The 17237-nt window shown below is 31.6% G+C and carries 14 protein-coding genes; 8 read left to right on the top strand and 6 right to left on the bottom strand.

The window, feature by feature from the left end:
- Window positions 1-69: 69 nt before the first annotated feature.
- A complete protein-coding gene (locus tag Q6H37_RS12095; RefSeq protein ID WP_007061729.1) occupies window positions 70-618 on the top strand; it encodes a DUF6144 family protein in 549 nt (182 codons plus the stop codon).
- Window positions 619-686: 68 nt separating this feature from the next.
- Here Q6H37_RS12095 and pepI read toward each other — a convergent pair whose 3' ends face one another.
- Window positions 687-1568: a proline iminopeptidase gene (gene pepI / locus Q6H37_RS12100; protein ID WP_318742178.1), complete on the bottom strand. Its 882-nt coding sequence runs from the start codon at window positions 1566-1568 to the stop codon at window positions 687-689.
- Between the two features lie 223 nt (window positions 1569-1791).
- On the opposite strand from pepI, the gene Q6H37_RS12105 reads away from it, so the two are divergent.
- On the top strand, window positions 1792-3906 hold the full coding sequence (locus Q6H37_RS12105; protein ID WP_318742179.1) for a glycosyltransferase family 39 protein: 2115 nt from the start codon (window positions 1792-1794) through the stop codon (window positions 3904-3906).
- Between the two features lie 77 nt (window positions 3907-3983).
- Here Q6H37_RS12105 and hydF read toward each other — a convergent pair whose 3' ends face one another.
- Together hydF and Q6H37_RS12115 are read right to left on the bottom strand one after the other, a co-directional pair.
- Window positions 3984-5219 carry a [FeFe] hydrogenase H-cluster maturation GTPase HydF gene (gene hydF, locus Q6H37_RS12110; protein WP_318742180.1) on the bottom strand — a complete coding sequence of 412 codons (1236 nt, stop codon included), beginning with the start codon at window positions 5217-5219 and terminating at the stop codon, window positions 3984-3986.
- Window positions 5219-6643 (bottom strand): aspartate ammonia-lyase, encoded by a 1425-nt coding sequence (locus tag Q6H37_RS12115; RefSeq protein ID WP_318742181.1) that lies wholly within the window; start codon window positions 6641-6643, stop codon window positions 5219-5221. The genes hydF and Q6H37_RS12115 overlap by 1 nt, the downstream gene beginning before the upstream one ends.
- A gap of 266 nt (window positions 6644-6909) precedes the next feature.
- Between Q6H37_RS12115 and Q6H37_RS12120 the strand changes: the two genes are divergently transcribed.
- Both Q6H37_RS12120 and eutH read left to right on the top strand, forming a co-directional pair.
- Window positions 6910-8214, top strand: a complete 1305-nt coding sequence (locus Q6H37_RS12120; RefSeq protein WP_318742182.1) for an ectonucleotide pyrophosphatase/phosphodiesterase — start codon at window positions 6910-6912, stop codon at window positions 8212-8214.
- Between the two features lie 75 nt (window positions 8215-8289).
- A complete protein-coding gene (gene eutH, locus Q6H37_RS12125) occupies window positions 8290-9393 on the top strand; it encodes an ethanolamine utilization protein EutH (RefSeq protein ID WP_318742183.1) in 1104 nt (367 codons plus the stop codon).
- A 2-nt stretch (window positions 9394-9395) separates the two neighbouring features.
- Here the strand turns inward: eutH and Q6H37_RS12130 are convergent, their stop codons facing one another.
- Window positions 9396-10814, bottom strand: a complete 1419-nt coding sequence (locus Q6H37_RS12130; RefSeq protein WP_318742184.1) for a PLP-dependent aminotransferase family protein — start codon at window positions 10812-10814, stop codon at window positions 9396-9398.
- Window positions 10815-11080: 266 nt separating this feature from the next.
- Between Q6H37_RS12130 and Q6H37_RS12135 the strand changes: the two genes are divergently transcribed.
- The 4 genes from Q6H37_RS12135 to Q6H37_RS12150 all read left to right on the top strand — a co-directional run bounded on the left by Q6H37_RS12135 (window position 11081) and on the right by Q6H37_RS12150 (window position 14971).
- Window positions 11081-11860, top strand: a complete 780-nt coding sequence (locus Q6H37_RS12135) for a PhzF family phenazine biosynthesis protein (protein WP_318742185.1) — start codon at window positions 11081-11083, stop codon at window positions 11858-11860.
- Window positions 11861-12431: 571 nt separating this feature from the next.
- A complete protein-coding gene (gene serS / locus Q6H37_RS12140; protein ID WP_318742186.1) occupies window positions 12432-13709 on the top strand; it encodes a serine--tRNA ligase in 1278 nt (425 codons plus the stop codon).
- A 219-nt stretch (window positions 13710-13928) separates the two neighbouring features.
- Window positions 13929-14117 carry a hypothetical protein gene (locus Q6H37_RS12145; RefSeq protein WP_007061714.1) on the top strand — a complete coding sequence of 63 codons (189 nt, stop codon included), beginning with the start codon at window positions 13929-13931 and terminating at the stop codon, window positions 14115-14117.
- 206 nt (window positions 14118-14323) lie between these two features.
- Window positions 14324-14971 (top strand): DUF3786 domain-containing protein, encoded by a 648-nt coding sequence (locus tag Q6H37_RS12150; protein WP_318742187.1) that lies wholly within the window; start codon window positions 14324-14326, stop codon window positions 14969-14971.
- Window positions 14972-15747: 776 nt separating this feature from the next.
- On the opposite strand, the gene Q6H37_RS12155 is transcribed toward Q6H37_RS12150, so the two are convergent.
- The gene (locus Q6H37_RS12155) at window positions 15748-16398 is read right to left on the bottom strand and encodes an HAD family hydrolase (protein ID WP_318742188.1); all 651 of its coding nucleotides are present in this window, start codon (window positions 16396-16398) and stop codon (window positions 15748-15750) included.
- Between the two features lie 187 nt (window positions 16399-16585).
- Window positions 16586-17200, bottom strand: coding sequence for an ABC transporter permease (locus Q6H37_RS12160; RefSeq protein WP_318742189.1), 615 nt, complete (start codon window positions 17198-17200; stop codon window positions 16586-16588).
- Window positions 17201-17237 lie beyond the last annotated feature (37 nt).

The raw sequence follows: 17237 nt of genomic DNA on the forward strand, positions 1-17237 counted from the left end.
GAATGAATATGATTTTATAAATTCACAGTTTATAGTTAAATAAAATAAGAAAAATGGAGCGATTTGAAAATGTTTGATATAAGGAAAATTCAAGAACAGGTAATTTATGAAGCTGTAAAAAACGCCAGTAATGATGAAATTGCAGGAGAAATAGTATATGGAAAAGATAAGCTGGCTAAAACAGAGGATAATCCCACATGGGTGAAATCTACAATGAAGAGATTAGAAAACCATTTTGATAAGTCAAAGGTTAAGCATATTAGAGCACACTGTCAATGTGGATATGGTATGGATGACAAATTAGCATTGGTTAAAGAGTTGATAGAATCATCTTCAAGTATGGAGGAGTTTGGAAATTCAGATAAGGCAAAAGCAGCAGGACTTTCTTATGAAAATGGAGAGCTATATCTGCAATTTCATTTTTGTCCATGTCCAATGCTTACAGATGTGGATAGATTAGATACCAATACCTGGTGTCAATGTACAACTGGGTATAGTAAAGTTCTTTTTGAAAAAGCCTTTGAGTGCAAAGTAGATGTGGAGTTGTTAAAAAGTATAAAAATGGGTGATGAGATATGCCTTATGAAAATAATTCCACAAGAATCTATATGGAAATAGAATATTTAAGTAGCTTGTGTCAACGACCCTAGAAAGTCGTTGACACATTATTTTTTTAAAGCTTATAATTAGTCGTTTTTATTCAACCATTTATTAAGTATTTTTATGTATTTTTCATTTTCTTCTACAAATGGCATATGTCGGCTGAATTCAAATAATTCCCATTCTGAATTAGGAATTTTATCATACATTGTTTTTGCAACAAGTGGTGAGCAAAGATCAAGCAAACCACTGATGATTAAACAAGGTTCTTGAATATCTTCAATTTCTTTCATGAAATCAAAGTTTTTTAATGTACCAGATGGGCTGAATTCATTTTGTCCCCAGGCAGTTATGTAAGCTTCTGTTCCAGCAACCTTTGGACGTCTTAAACATTCTGGAGAATCTGGTCCTACTTTGCCTGCACAATGACGAAGCATGAATTCTGCCTCTGCTTCTTGATATTCTTTTGAAGAATAATCTCCAGTTTTGTCTGCTTTAGCAATGGCAGCCTGCATTTCCTGTGGAAGGTATGCAACTCTTCTACGCTGTTCTTTTTCCCATAGTGCAGCAGATGGTAAAGTACTGGATAGGATATAGCTTTTTATTCCTTCAGGTTTGTATTCGCAAGCATATTCAATCGCCTGCATTCCTCCCCAAGATTGTCCTAATAAATGAATTTCATCCAAGCCTAGATGTTTACGCAGTTGTATTAATTCTTCAATCCATGTTTTAGCACACCACAAGTCAGGACGGGAAGGTGTTGCAGATAATCCACATCCTAATTGATCATACATAATAACTGCACGTCCATCTTCAGCAATTTTATCAAGTACTTCAAAATAATTATGTGTAGAACCTGGGCCACCGTGTAATAAAACCAACGGTTTCTTATTTCCTGTACATTCACCTACTATACGATAGTAGGTTTTATATTCTAGATATGGCATATAGCCTTCAGTAATTTTCATAAGCAATCTCCTTTTTAATGCAATTATAGTACAAATATAATAATATACTTGTATGTAAACCTTGTCAATTCATAGCAAACTGCGATTGTTGACAAATTGTTATTTAACTGCAACTAAATTGTAACAATTAAACGGTAAGATATATACATAAGCTAAATATTGAAAAACAATTGTAAATGTTGTTGATAAATTTTAATAAATGGAAAGGGTTAGGAAAGTGAAAATGAAAAAGATAAAATTTACAAAAGAAACTTTTGGATTGGTAATGATTTTAATAATGTCTTCGGTATTGAATTTGGCAAATTTAAGCATAGAGGGATATGGAAATGAATATTATGCTGCAGGTGTAAAGAGTATGACTATGAGTCTGAAAAACTTCTTCTTTGTATCTTTTGATCCTGCAGGGTTTGTAACAATTGATAAACCACCGCTGGGCTTTTGGATACAAGCTATATCTGCTAAGATATTTGGATATAGTGGATGGAGTATAATTCTTCCACAGGCTATTGCAGGAGTGATTTCCGTTTGGGTTATATATCGTGTTGTAAAAAGATCTTTTGGAACTGCAGCAGGACTAATTTCGGCATTATGTCTTGCAGTTACACCAGTTTTTGTTGCAGTAAGCAGAAATAATACTTGTGATAACCTGCTTGTTTTAACTTTACTCTTAGCCTGCTGGGCACTTTCAATAGCAGCCGAAAAAGGAAAATTAAAATACCTTTTGTTAAGTTTAGCACTTGTAGGAGTCGGCTTTAATATAAAGATGCTGCAGGCATATATGGCAGCACCAGCTTTATATATAACTTATCTTCTTTTTAATACAGTTTCTATAAAAAAGAGAATAGTACATCTTATTGCAGGAACAGCTGTTCTATTAGCAATATCATTCTCTTGGGCTGCAGCTGTAGATTTAACACCTGCTGCCAACAGACCTTATGTAGGAAGCAGTGGAAGTAATTCAGTTATACAACTTATAGTTCAGCATAATGGTTTGGAAAGGCTCGGACTTAGCAGTACATCAGGTTCTGGATCAAAGGGTAATCCAGGTGGTAATCCTCCAGGACAAAGCAGCAAGACACAAACAACGTCTAAAACACAAACAGATGCTACTTCTAGCGCCACAAAAGGACAATCTACTACAGGTAATGGTACGCAAAATTCTTCTAGTAATACTTCTGGAAAAGGAACATCTAATAATAATGCTCCAGGGCAAGGAACGCCTCCTAGTGGAGGAGGTCCAGGAAAAGGAAGAAATGGCGGCAGACAAGGTGGAGGAACCTTTGGAGGACAAGAAAAATCAAGTATTACAAGGTTATTTTCCAATAATAGTTTATCAGATCAGATCAGTTGGCTTTTCCCACTTGCAGTATTTGGATTTATAGCAGCTGCAATAAAGGAAAGAAGACAAAAATCCTATGATAGTAAGAGAAAAATATCATTGGCACTATGGTTTATATGGATGGTTCCAGAATTTATATACTTTAGCTTCACAACAGGGTTGTTTCACCCATACTATTTAACTATGCTTTCTGCACCAATTGCAGCTTTAACAGGAATTGGAGTTGTATCAATGTGGAAGTTTTATAAAGAGGGTGGATGGAAGTCATGGATTTTACCAGCAGCACTTATTGCAGATGGGTTAGTTCAAATGCTTCTTATATCTTATTACTATAGTTCATCAAGTGTTGCAAAAATTATAATGATAATAATGTCAGTTTTATGCTTTGGATCTTCATTAATATTAATTGCTTTTAATTTACTAAAAAATAAAAACATAAAGTTAAAGAAAATAGTATTAGCTACTGCACTTACAGGACTTTTGGCTGCACCTACAGTTTGGTCAAGTACTGCTGCCTTTTGTAATATGAATGGAAGCTTCCCATCTGCTAGTTTGTCATTAATGACTAGTAAGCAAGCGGGTGTAGGAAGTACAAGTTCTTCAAACAGCAGTAATTCAAAGCTGATAGAATTTTTACAAAAAAATAAAACAAATGAAAAATATATCCTTGTAACATCATCTACTAATGGATATGCTTCAGACATAATAATTAAAACAGGCGAAGCTGTAATGACCTGGGGATTCTTTGGAAATGATAATGCAATTACACTGAGCCAGTTTAAGGAATTAGTGAATAAAGGTGAAGTAAGATATGTTATGGTAGGTGGTCAAGGCGGCAACAATGAAATTATGAATTGGGTTAAGGCAAATGGTAAAGTTGTTTCAGAAAGTCAGTGGAAGGATTCAAATTCTAAATCTCAAGGTTTTGGAGGAGGCAATTCTGAACAGCTGTACGATTTAAAGGGAGTTGCTACTACTTCAACCACTTCAACAAAATAAATAATAATTAAAAGAGGTGTTTTAAAGCTAAGAGATTAGTTCTAAAACACCTTTTTTATGATTATTTATTTTGAATTTTATTCTTCTTCCCAGGTAAGCTTTGCCATTGGAAAAACTTCTAAAGCTCTATCAAATATGCCTTGAACATAGCTTATTAAAACACCATAGTTTACAATAGGTACTTCAGCATTTTGAGCTTGTTCAATTCTATAAAGCATAGCTTTTCTATTGAGCATGCAGCCACCGCAGTGAACTATGAGAGCATAATTCTTTATATTTTCTGTAAAGCTTACTCCAGATGCAAAATCAAATTCAAGTTTCTTACCAGTAATTTGTCTAAGCCATCTTGGTATTTTAACTTTTCCTATATCATCAGATTGTCTGTGATGTGTACATCCTTCTGCAATTAATATTTTGTCACCATCTTTTAAATCTTTTATAGCTTTAGCACCTTTAACAAGTTCTGTAAGATTTCCTTTGTTTCTTGCAAAGAGAATTGAAAAAGAAGTCAAAGGAATATCCTTTGGAGTATCAGCAGCTACCTTTAAAAATACTTGAGAATCAGTAATTACCATTCTAGGCTTTTTACCTAAATTAGCTAAAGTTTCCTTAAGTTCATATTCCTTTGTGACAACAGCTATGGCATCACTTTCAAGAATATCTCTTATAACCTGCTGCTGAGGAAGTATAAGTCTTCCCTTTGGAGCAGCTTTATCAATAGGTGTAACTAAAACAACAAAGTCACCAGGAGATATGAGATCTCCAACAATTTTAAATTTATCTTCATCTTCAGGTACAATTTTAATGAGTTCATTTTTTATCAAGTCAATACCTTTATTGGAAACAGCGGACACAGGAATTAATTTTAAATCCAGCTGATTTTGCATTTCAGAAAGAGCATCAGCATTTATGATATTAGTATCTGTTTTGTTTAAAGCTCCTATAACGGGAATATTTCTTCCTCTAATTTTAGATAATATATCCTTATCGAAATCAGTAACACCAATTTCAGCATCAATAACTAAAATAGCCACATCTGTTTTTGTTAAGACCTCCATGGCTTTCTTTTTTCTAAGTTCACCTAATTCACCTTCATCATCAAGACCAGCAGTATCTATTAAAACTACAGGACCAATTGGCAAAATTTCCATTGCTTTGTATACAGGATCTGTGGTGGTTCCTTTTACCTCGGAAACAAGAGCTATTTCCTGTCCTGTAAGAGCGTTTATGATACTTGACTTTCCAGCGTTTCTTTTTCCGAAAAGTGCTATGTGTAATCTGTTTGCACGTGGAGTTTCATTTAAATTGCTCATTATTTTTTACCTTCTTTCATTCCAGGAATTCCTGGTTTTGTTATTTCATAAGGGTTCAGTATTTCATTTAGCTTTTCTGGAGTTAAAATACCTTCTTCCAGACAAAGCTCTTTAATAGTCTTATTTTCTCTTAGTGATTTTTTTGCAATTTCAGAAGCTTTATCATAACCTATATGATGGACAAGAGCTGTAACTACAGAAGTAGAAGCTTCAAGATTATGACTGCAATTACCTTCATTAAATTCTAAGCCATTAATGCATTTTTCTGTAAATATACTTACTGCATTAGTTAATATTTCAAGAGATTCTAAAAGTGATTCAGCAATTAAAGGACCAAAGGCATTTAGTTCTAACTGACCAGATGCTGCAGCATAGGTAATAGCAGCATCATTGGATATTACCTTCATAGAAGTTTGAGCAGCCATTTCAGCTATTACTGGATTTACTTTTCCAGCCATAATAGAAGAACCAGCTTGAACTTTAGGTAATGAAAGTTCACCAATTCCACCTCGCGGACCAGAACCCAAAAGACGTATATCATTGGATATTTTTATCAAATTAACAGATGCAGACTTTAAAAGACCAGAAACTTCTACAAAGACATCCATATTTTGAGTGGTGTCCATAGGGTAGTCGCTGCGAGCTAATCCAAGTCCAGTTAAGTCTTGAAGAATGTCTGTCATGAGAAATATATATTTTAAAGTTGCATTCATGCCAGTACCAATAGCAGTACCACCTATATTTACTTCACGAAGTCTTTCTTCAACCTTATACAATCTCCATCTATCTCTGGAAATTGCTCGTGCATATGCTCCCAAACCTTGACCTGCCATCATTGGAAGTGCATCCATAAGTTGAGTTCTTCCGAGCTTTAATACATCTGCAAATTCATTTTCTTTTATTTGAAGAGCTTCTTGAAGATTGGCAAAAGCTAAACTTAAAGGCCTTAAGAGCTTTATAGCAGCAATTCGTATAGCAGTGGGATATACATCATTAGTTGATTGTGACATATTGACATGATGAAGAGGATGAACAAGGGAATAATCTCCTTTTTCGCCGCCAAGTAATTCTATAGCAACATTTGCAATTACTTCATTTACATTCATATTAGTAGATGTTCCAGCACCACCTTGCAGAGAATCTACTACAAACTCAGAATTAAATTCATCCTTTAATATTTTATCGCAAGCTTTTATGATTGCATCTGCTTTTTCTGGTGGCAACTCTTTTAATTTCTTGTGAGTAATAGCAGCAGATTTTTTTATTATAACGATTGCTTTAATTAAATGTAAGTTGACTTTTTTAGAAGATACATTGAAATTATCTAATGCTCTTGCAGTATTTATACCATAATAAACATTGCTGCTTATTTTTTTTTCTCCAAGTAAATCTTTTTCTACTCTAAAGTTTGTATCTAAAGCCATTATTTTTCACTCCTTTATATAAATAAGTGGGTAATAATAGAATCTTATATTATTATAAATTTTATCACTAAAACAAGCAACTTTTTAGAATTTCATTCATATAAAGCTAAAATAAAAATAAAATGGATTTTTGTCATTTGTATTAGAGCAAAAGTGTGGATTGCCACACTTTTTTGCCTTATAATAAGAGCAGGTTAAAATGTCACAAATATTAATAAGGAGTATCTCTCTTTAATATAGGTTTGATTATAGAGGTGTTAATACTGATGAAAAGAATATCAAAGCATTTAATTGTTATATCTTTTGACGGATTGTCAACTTTAGATTTTGAGGTTATACAATCGCTGCCTAATTTTAAAAAGTTTATTGATGAATCATCTTATTGTAAAAATGTTTATAGTGTGTATCCTACACTTACCTACCCCGCACATGTCACAATAGTTACAGGAAAATATCCTAAAAATCATGGAATAATAAACAACACATTACTTCAGCCAGGCAGAAGATCTCCGGACTGGTATTGGCAGAGAAAGTATGTTAAGGGAGAAACCCTTTATGATATTGCAATAGATAGTGGAATGAAGGTAGCAGCATTACTTTGGCCGGTAACTGCTAAATCAAGTATACAATACAATATGCCTGAAATATTTGCAAACAGACCTTGGCAGAATCAGATAATGGTTTCTCTTTTTAATGGAAGTCCTTTATTTCAAATTAGCCTTAATAACAGGTTTGGAGCTTTAAGGGATGGAATCAGGCAGCCAAATCTTGATAATTTTACTCATGAGTCTCTTTTATATACAATAAAAGAGAAAAAAGCAGATTTAATACTTGTTCATTATACTGATTTGGATACTATGCGACATCATCATGGTTTTAACTCTAAAGAGGCAATGGAAGCGATAAAAAGACATGATAGAAGACTTGGAGATATAATAGAAACTTTAAAGAAAAATAACATTTATGACGATAGTACAATTATAGCTTTAGGTGATCACAGTAGTATTGATGAAGATAAAATTATTAACTTAAATATATTACTCAAAGAAAATGGATATATTAAGGTCGATACATCAGGAAATATAATTGATTATAGAGCAATTGTTAAAACCTGTGATGGTTCAGCTTATGTGTATGTTAAGGATATGCAAAATAAAAAGCTTATTTATGAAGTCAGAGATTTAATAGATAACTTTAACAAGGAACATAAATGCATAGAGGCAGTTTTAACAAAAGATGAAGCTAGAGGACTAGGGGCAGATCCCAAGTGTGCAATGATGCTTGAAGCAAATAGAGGATATTATTTTTTAGATCATGTGGAAGGTGAAATAATCAAAAGTATTGAACCACATGAAGCTGGGCAAGTGCCTGATATTACAAATGCAACCCATGGATATTCTCCCTTTAAAGAAGAGTATACTACTGTTTTTATGGCAGCTGGATGTGGAATAAAAAAGGGTGTTGCTATTGAAAAAATGAATCTTATAGACGAGGGACCAACTATGGCAAAATTATTGGGATTGGAATTAAAAGATGTGGATGGACGGGTTATTGAAGAGATTCTTGAATAACATACTATAATATTAAAAAAAGTTTGATAGAATAAAAATTTATAAGGTATTTTTAAATAAATTGGGGGCAGAAGAATGAGCAATGTAATACTATATATAATAGGTACTTTTTTTGTGCTTGGTGGAATTGACTATATTTTAGGTAACAAGTTTAGGTTAGGGGAAAAATTTGAAGAAGGAATAAAATCAATGGGAGTGTTGGCTCTTAGTGTCATAGGAATTTATTCTTTAACTCCAATAATTTCAAATGGATTAGGTACAATTATAATTCCTTTATTTAAAATGCTTCATTTGGATCCTTCAATATTTGCAGGTTCTTTGTTAACCACGGAGATGGGTGGCTATGTAGTGGCAAAAAGCTTAGCTTTAAATACTAATATTGGATTATTTTCAGGAGTTATTTTGGCATCTAGTTTAGGTACTACTATAAGTTTTACAATACCAATAGGTATGGGAATGATTGATAAAAAGGATGAAAAGTATTTTTCCATGGGAATTATGGCAGGAATGATGACAATTCCTATAACGTGTATAGTTGGTGGAATATGTGAAGGGTTAAGTTTTAAGGATTTAGTATTGAGTATTTTACCAGTTGTGGTATTTTCACTTATCATTGGCATAGCAATTTTAAAAGTTCCTAGCACTTTGATGAAAATATTTAATGTTTTTGGAAAATCAATAATATCACTTAGTATTATAGGTTTGATTATACAAGGAATAGCAGTCATATTTCATGTACAAGTTGTTTCTGGATTAATTTCTTTTTCAGAAGGACTTAATCTTTTAGGTAAAATGACAATAGTTTTAGGAGGATCATATCCTATGCTTTTTGCTATAAACTATTTTTTTAGAAAATATTTTGATAAACTTGGTGAAAAGATAGGCATAAATGGCGCGTCTGTAACAGGATTGATTGGAAATTTAGCCAATAATTTATTAGTGTTTTGTACATTTAAGGATATGGATGCAAAAGGAAAAGTTCTTTGTACTGCGTATGGTGTAAGTGGTGCATTTATGTTTGGAGGACAGTTTGGCTTTGTATCAGGTGTGGCTCCTAGAATGGTACAAGCATTTGTTTTATCTAAACTTATAGGGGGTATTTGCAGTGTACCTGTGGCTATATGGATATATAATCGTCAAATAAATAGTAAAGCTAAAAGTTCAAAACATGTAGCATAAATTTATATTATTAGCGGATTTATGTCTGTTTTGTCAGCTGATTCAGCTAGCATATTTTTTAATATATATAGTCCTTTTTCTAATTCACCAGTATCCTTAGGTGAAGAAAGAGACACACGTAAAAATTGATTTTCGTGGTTATTTCCAACTAAAAAACGATCAGAATGATAAATGTGAATTCCCTTTGATAAAGCACTTTTTTCAAATTGATTCGCATTAAATTTTTGTTCTAGTGGAAGCCAGCGAAAAAAGCTCATAGGGTTTTCATTTGAATTTTCCATTTCAAAATACTTTTCATAGATTTCATTACGTTCTTTTGAAACTGATAATTTATCTTTAACTACTTTATCTGCAATTCCAGTATTGATCATTTCAGTAATAACTTCTGCATTTAATGAAGAAGTCTTTAGATTTATGTTATATATTCCTCGAGTTATACTTGTGGAATATTTTTCAGGATATACTATAAAGGCTACTCTTATGCCTGAACATAAGGACTTTGAAACACTGTTTATATAAATGGATTGTTCAGGTATAAAAGAAGTAATAGGAACATAATTTTCTGGAGCAAGAAAATAATAAATATCATCTTCTATTAAAATAAGATCATTCTTTTTTATAACCTTTGCAATTTCCTGTCTTCGTTCCATATTCATTAAAATTCCTGTAGGATTATTACAAGAAGGCATAAGGTATATACCTTGGATATTATTTAGTTTGCATTGAGAATTCAATTCTTCAGGTTTCATTCCAAAAATGTCACCTCTTATTGGAATTAATTGAATGTTTAACATATTTGCAAGTTCTATAAAATTAGGATAAGTGTAAGTGTCTACTGCAATTTTATCTCCTGAGTGGAAAAGTGAAATTAACGTCACTGCAAGGGAATTTTGGGCACCTGATGTAACTGCAATATTTTCCACATTAGTATCTATATTATATTTTTTTAACCATTTTTGAGCAGAAGTTTTATGATGCGGACTTCCTAATGGATGGTTATAATTTAGTAAGTTTTCTACATATCCCTTTGACAAGATACTTTTCATTATGTCTGCTGCAATATAATTAGTTTGGTCAATGGGATTTATAATTCCCAGTTCTATGTAGCTTTTTTCTGCTTTGCCATCTATTATTGATATTGTTGCACCTGCATTTGGTGAGACAAAAGTTCCTTTCCCAGTTGTAGCATAAATTAATCCTTTTAATTCACATATTTTAAATGCTCTTGTAATAGTGCTAAGATTAATATCCAAGTAATCTGCAAGTTCTCTTTGAGGGGGCAATTTTGTGTTTGGAGTAAGATGTCCATTTACAATATCATATTCTAATAAATTTGCAATTGAAAGGTATAGTGGTGTTGTAAGTTGGGATTTATTGGGCTTCCATGACATTGGATAATTTTCAAAAGAATTTACAGGCATATAGACCTCCTAAAGTTTCTTAATTTATGTATAAAGATTATTAATCCTTATGTTTAACATAATTGTAGTACATACAATTATAGCATTGAAACCATACAATCACAATGCTATAATTTGTTTAATGCATACATTGTATGCGTGTTGTGCCGGCAAGTATTATGAATTAGTTAAGAATAATAGGTAGTGCTGCCATTGATGTTTTATATGGTAAATTAGCATATTAAGCTTACATTTAATAAAAAGTAAATATAATGGAGGAGTTAAAAATGAGAATACCAATTTATCAAGTTGATGCATTTACAAATAAGCAATTTGGAGGCAATCCAGCTGCAGTATGTCCACTAGAGCAGTGGATTGATGATGAATTGATGCAAAAAATTGCAGCAGAAAATAATTTATCAGAAACTGCTTTTTTTGTTAAAAAGAACAATGAATATGAATTACGATGGTTTACGCCAAAAGGTGAAATAGATTTATGCGGACATGCAACATTGGGTACATCTTATGTTATATTCAATTATATTGATAAGAATACTTCATCTGTAAAATTTAATACTAAAAGTGGTGTTTTAGAAGTTTCAAAAGATGGGAATTTGCTTACAATGATTTTTCCATCAAGAGAAGCAGAAAAATGCGAAGTACCAGAAGCACTTATTAAAGGCTTAGGTAAAGTGCCAGTGGAAGTATATAAAGCTAGAGATTATATGGCAGTATTTGAAAAGGAAGAGGATATTTTAAATCTTCAATTAAACATGGAAGAACTTAAAAAATTAGATTCTGTAGGTGTTATAGTAACTGCAAAGGGAAATGAAGTAGATTTTGTTTCAAGATTTTTTGCTCCTAAGCTAGGAGTAAATGAAGATCCAGTAACTGGTTCTTCACACTGTACATTAATTCCTTATTGGTCCAAGGTTTTAAATAAAAAAGAACTTAAGGATTTGCAGTTATCTGAAAGAAAAGGAAAACTGTATTGTGCTGACTTAGGTGATAAGGTAAGAATATCAGGTGAAGTGGCATTGTATTTAGAAGGAAATATTTTAGTATAACAAATGGAAACTTTAACTATGAACAAGTCGTATTGGATAAAAATTTAATTCAAAACTTGAATGATGTTGGAACTATGGAAAAGTTAAAGGATGATTTTCTTACTTGCATTTGGAAAATCATTCTTTATATTTTTACAAATACGTATAATTTTCAAGAATTAGGCAAAAAATAATAAAGATATTTTATCAAAATTTTAGATAATGACCAATAAATAAAAGAATTTCATAAAAAGGTCTTGCAAACCAGTATGAATGTGTATATAATGATACATGAAATACATATTAAAAACAGTGATAATAAAAGCTACGATTTATAAATTTCTCAAGAGAGCCGGTGTTTGGTGAGAATCGGTGAAAGGTTAAATCTTTCCACTTTTGGAGCTGTCGGTGATGAATCGAAAGATTGGTATTCTTTATAATACTATATCAAGAGGCTAGTATTTATTACGTGCTAGCAATTTGGGTGGCAACGCGGATTACTTTCGTCCCATTATTATGTGTGGGGTGGAAGTTTTTTTATATTTTTAAAAAGACACAATAATATATTACATTTAACTTAGGAGGTAAAAGTATGTTAGATTTAAAGTTTGTAAGAGAAAATCCTGAAATCGTTAAACAAAATATAAAGAATAAGTTTCAGGATAATAAGTTAGTTTTAGTAGATGAGGTAATTGAGTTAGACGCTGAACTTAGAAATATAAAGAAGGAAGCAGATTCTTTAAGAGCTGATAGAAATAAGATTTCAAAACAAATTGGTGGATTAATGGCTCAAGGTAAAAAAGATGAAGCAGAAGAAATGAAGAAAAAGGTTACTGAACATTCTGAGCACTTAGCTCAATTGGAAGCAAAAGAAGCTGAATTAGAAAAGAAAATAAAAACTGATATGATGACTATTCCAAATATAATTGACCCAAGTGTACCAATAGGTAAAGATGATAGTGAAAACGTAGAAGTTGAACGTTTTGGTGAGCCTGTTGTACCTGATTTTGAAGTTCCATATCATACAGATATTATGGAAAAATTAAATGGTATAGATTTAGATAGTGCAAGAAAAGTTGCTGGTAATGGATTCTATTATTTAATGGGTGATATTGCTAGACTTCATTCTGCAGTAATTTCTTATGCTAGAGATTTTATGATAGACAGAGGTTTTACATATTGCATTCCACCTTTCATGATCAGAAGTGAAGTTGTAACTGGAGTTATGAGCTTTGCTGAAATGGATGCTATGATGTACAAAATTGAAGGTGAAGATTTATATTTAATTGGAACTAGTGAACATTCTATGATTGGTAAATTCATTGATACTATATTGCCAGAAGATACTCTTCCAAGAACTTTAACTAGTTATTCTCCTTGTTTTAGAAAAGAAAAAGGAGCTCATGGTATTGAAGAAAGAGGAGTTTATAGAATTCACCAATTTGAAAAACAAGAAATGATCGTTGTATGTGAACCAGAAGACAGTCCGATGTGGTATGATAAACTATGGAAAAATACAGTAGATTTATTCCGTTCTTTAGATATACCAGTAAGAACTTTAGAGTGCTGCTCTGGTGACTTAGCAGACTTAAAAGTTAAATCAGTAGACGTAGAAGCTTGGTCTCCTAGACAGAAAAAATACTTCGAAGTAGGAAGCTGTTCTAACTTAGGTGATGCACAAGCACGTCGTTTAAAAATCCGTGTAGATGGTAAAGATGGAAAATACTTTGCACATACATTAAACAATACAGTAGTAGCACCTCCAAGAATGTTAATTGCATTCTTAGAGAACAACTTAAATGAAGATGGTTCTATAAACATCCCAACTGTATTACAACCATACATGGGTGGTAAGAAAGTAATTAAATAGTGATAAATTAGGCAGCGTATTGAACTTTTTAGTTCATACGCTGCTATTATTTATATATAAACATGATTAAATTTTATATTTTTAATGAAAATCAAAATTTAACTTTGATTTTATAGCAAAATTAAGATTTTTAAGTTAAATATTTAAAAATAACACAATATTAAAAAATTAAAAATATGGTATAATAAATATGTAAAACATAATAAAGGGGGTCGTTGTGTGGAAAATTATAGAGGGTACGAAATAACAGTTATAGAGAATAATGAAAAGGATTACCCATTTAAAGCAATTGCTAGAAAGGAAGACAAAGAAATTAAACATAAGGGCCAAACAAAAACCCAAGCAATGGATTTTGTTAAAAACAGTATCAATGTTATTATGGAAAGACAAAATCAAAGTATAGTATAAGGTGAGAAGGTAAACTTGTTAAAACTATTTAATTCTCATTAGTGAAAAACAATGCTTTATTAAAATTGAATAATTAAAAATGAGCTTAGAATACAAGATTTACATTCTAAGCTTATTTATTTAATTAAGTTCCAAAACAAGGAGATACTTTTATTCAAATGCAATAAAAGTAAGTAATAGAAAAATAATGATAAGGAGATTTCAGTATGGGGGAAGAAAGAGAAAATAATTATAAACTTTGTTATGAAAAGATGTGCAGAGAATTCTACAAATATAGTCCAGAGGATGTAGCTCAAAGAAGTAAAGCTTACTATGATTCTGAAAAAAAGCAATTCACATTAACCTATTTCAACAAAGAGTACTTAATTTCTTATCCAGATGGAAATATTGTGCTAAAAGATGATAATGAAAAAGATATATCCAATAATGAAAACAGAATGTTAATTCACAAGATGTTGATTTTGAGCTATTTATATCGGGCTACTAATAGCGGACTTACAAATAAGTGGGTACCATTTAGAGAATTAGAGGGAGTCGGTTATGCATATCATGGATTTGCTAAAAGTGGTATAGATAAATTAATTGAAGTTTTTGGGAACAAAGGAGAGCTTTTTTTAAAAGCAGGTTTTAAATTAGGAGCAGAAAAGGTTAATGTTGGCGATGTAGGAATAAAAATTAATGTATTACCTAATGTTCCTATGATTTTTGGACTATGGCTAGCAGATGATGAGTTTCCAGCTGATGCTACTATTCTTTATGATTGTTCTGCGGTTAAAGAATTGCATGTAGAAGATTTAGCAGGATTATGCTCCATAGCTGTTGATGAAATAGTTAAAAATGCTGAGTTAGTTTAAATACAAGTATTATTTATGCTATAAAAATCGTCATAGCATTAAGTATGTATTTTAAAGATATTGCGACACAACTTTTTAGGTGGAGTCCGCATTGAAGATATGGTGTATAAAAGCCAACCGTTTATTAAGGAGCTCTAATGCCTAAAATTCAAAAAATCTCTACCCGCTCAAATGTCCCGTCCTGGGACTTTCGCGGCTTGAATCGTCCTGATTCAAATTACGAGATTTTTTAAATTTTAGACATAAGAGCTCCTAAATTCACTCAAAAGCTTTTATACACCATATCTTCAAAGCTCCCTCCACCTAAAAAGTTGTGTAGTAACTATTGTAATTCTAATATAAAAAATTGCTTGTAATACATTATAACTATAGCTCTTTAGAAAAAAAGGGTAGCTTTCATAATACTTATTCCCTAGCTTATGTATACTTAAAATATTTTAATAATATAATATGGAGCAGCCTGAAAAAATAGTAAATTGGTTGCTTGTTAACTGTATTATAAATATTCATAGTTTTCAGCGTTATATTTTTCAACGGCATAAACAATAAATTTCTTTCGAGGTATTTCTATAAAATAAAAAACAACTTCTTTTTAAACTAAATATATTAGCCAAACATCAGGATCCGCCTTAATCTTTAATTGTCATAAGTTATGATTACGAATACAATTTTGACTTAATGAAATTATCTATAATAATGCAATTAGATACGTGCACTTTAAGTTAAAATCCAAACTTCCACTGCACCCTTACGTCGCATTGTGCTTATTTTACCCATTAAGAAATTATTCTCAATAATTCTTCTGGTTTATCTATAATGTAGTCTGCACCATTTTTTTTCAAAACATCTATATCCCTAAAACCCCATGTTACACCTATACATGTAAGCTTAGAATTTTGGGCTGTTTTAACATCTACTTCTGAATCACCTACATATACTGCTTTATTAGTATTGGAGCCTAATTCTTTAAGTGCTTTAAATACAGTATCAGGTGCTGGTTTTTTAGAAACATTTTTTGATTCTCCAATTGCTACCTTTATATATTTTTCAAAGTAAACTTGGTTAAGTTCTTTTACTGCCTTATCAAATTTGTTTGACACAATTGCCATCTTATAATTTTCTTTTGCTAACTGTTCTAAAAGCTCCATAATTCCTTTATAGGCATTAGTCTTATTTCGCATATTCTTGGAATAATGATGTTTGAAATCTTCAAGGCATTTTTCATATTTAGGATTATTAATTCCATTTGGTATAGAAAGCTCCATTAAACGAGCAACACCATTACCGACAAAACTTCTAATTTCTTCCGCCTTTCTACATGGAAAGCCATATAGTTCTAATGCAAAATTCACACTATCCTTAAGGTCTTCAAGTGTGTTAAGCAATGTTCCGTCTAAATCAAATATAACAGTATCATATTTTTTCATAAAAGCTGCCTCCTTAGCAATATATAATATTTGTTTCTAAAAGTATTGTAAGTATGTCCTAATTTTAGCACATAATGAACATCTTTTCTTGAATAAAAAAGTTATCTTATTTGTTCCTTAGTATTTGAACTTTGCTCTTTTTAAATGTTTTTATCTATATAAACTATATCGGAATTTTCCTCATTCGTTAAATCCATCCCTTTTTTCGTGTATGTTTTGCAACTTTTTTAGAAGCTTTTTTTAGTTCAATAGAATTTCCGGTGCAATGAATCAAAAAGGTAGAAAAAAACAGTGAGATTCCTATACTTAAAAGATTCAATAGTATATTCCAATGAATAGAGGAATCATAGCTTCTATATTGAATTATGCCAAGACCTGCAGTAATTGGACACAGATTTGCAAGCAGCATATTACCTGATGACAACATACTAACATAACCATATACAAAAGCTACAATGACACCAGCTAGAAAACCATTTGTTAAATGGCTTGTTATGATGATAATGGGTATCACAGCAATATAGAGGAAAAGGTTAACTAATGTAATTTGCCACAGAGATTGTACTGCTAATCCTAAAGAAAAGTTTGGAAAACCAGCAAGGATTTCTGCTATAAGTGTAAAAACGGTACAGGTAATACCAAGAATTAAAGACAACATTCCACATACAATCAATTTGCTTATAAGAAGCTGCTTAAAGGAAATAGGAATTGTTAAAATGTTTTTCAAAGTGTCATCTTTTTGTTCGCGGGTGATGATATATCCAGCAATCAAAGTAATACACATCGGAAAAATTGTAGACATATTATTTCTATTATTCCTCCCACCTTTTATACAATAT

Origin of the sequence: Clostridium sp. JS66 (assembly GCF_033561535.1) — a bacterium.
Taxonomy (GTDB): domain Bacteria; phylum Bacillota; class Clostridia; order Clostridiales; family Clostridiaceae; genus Clostridium_AM; species Clostridium_AM carboxidivorans.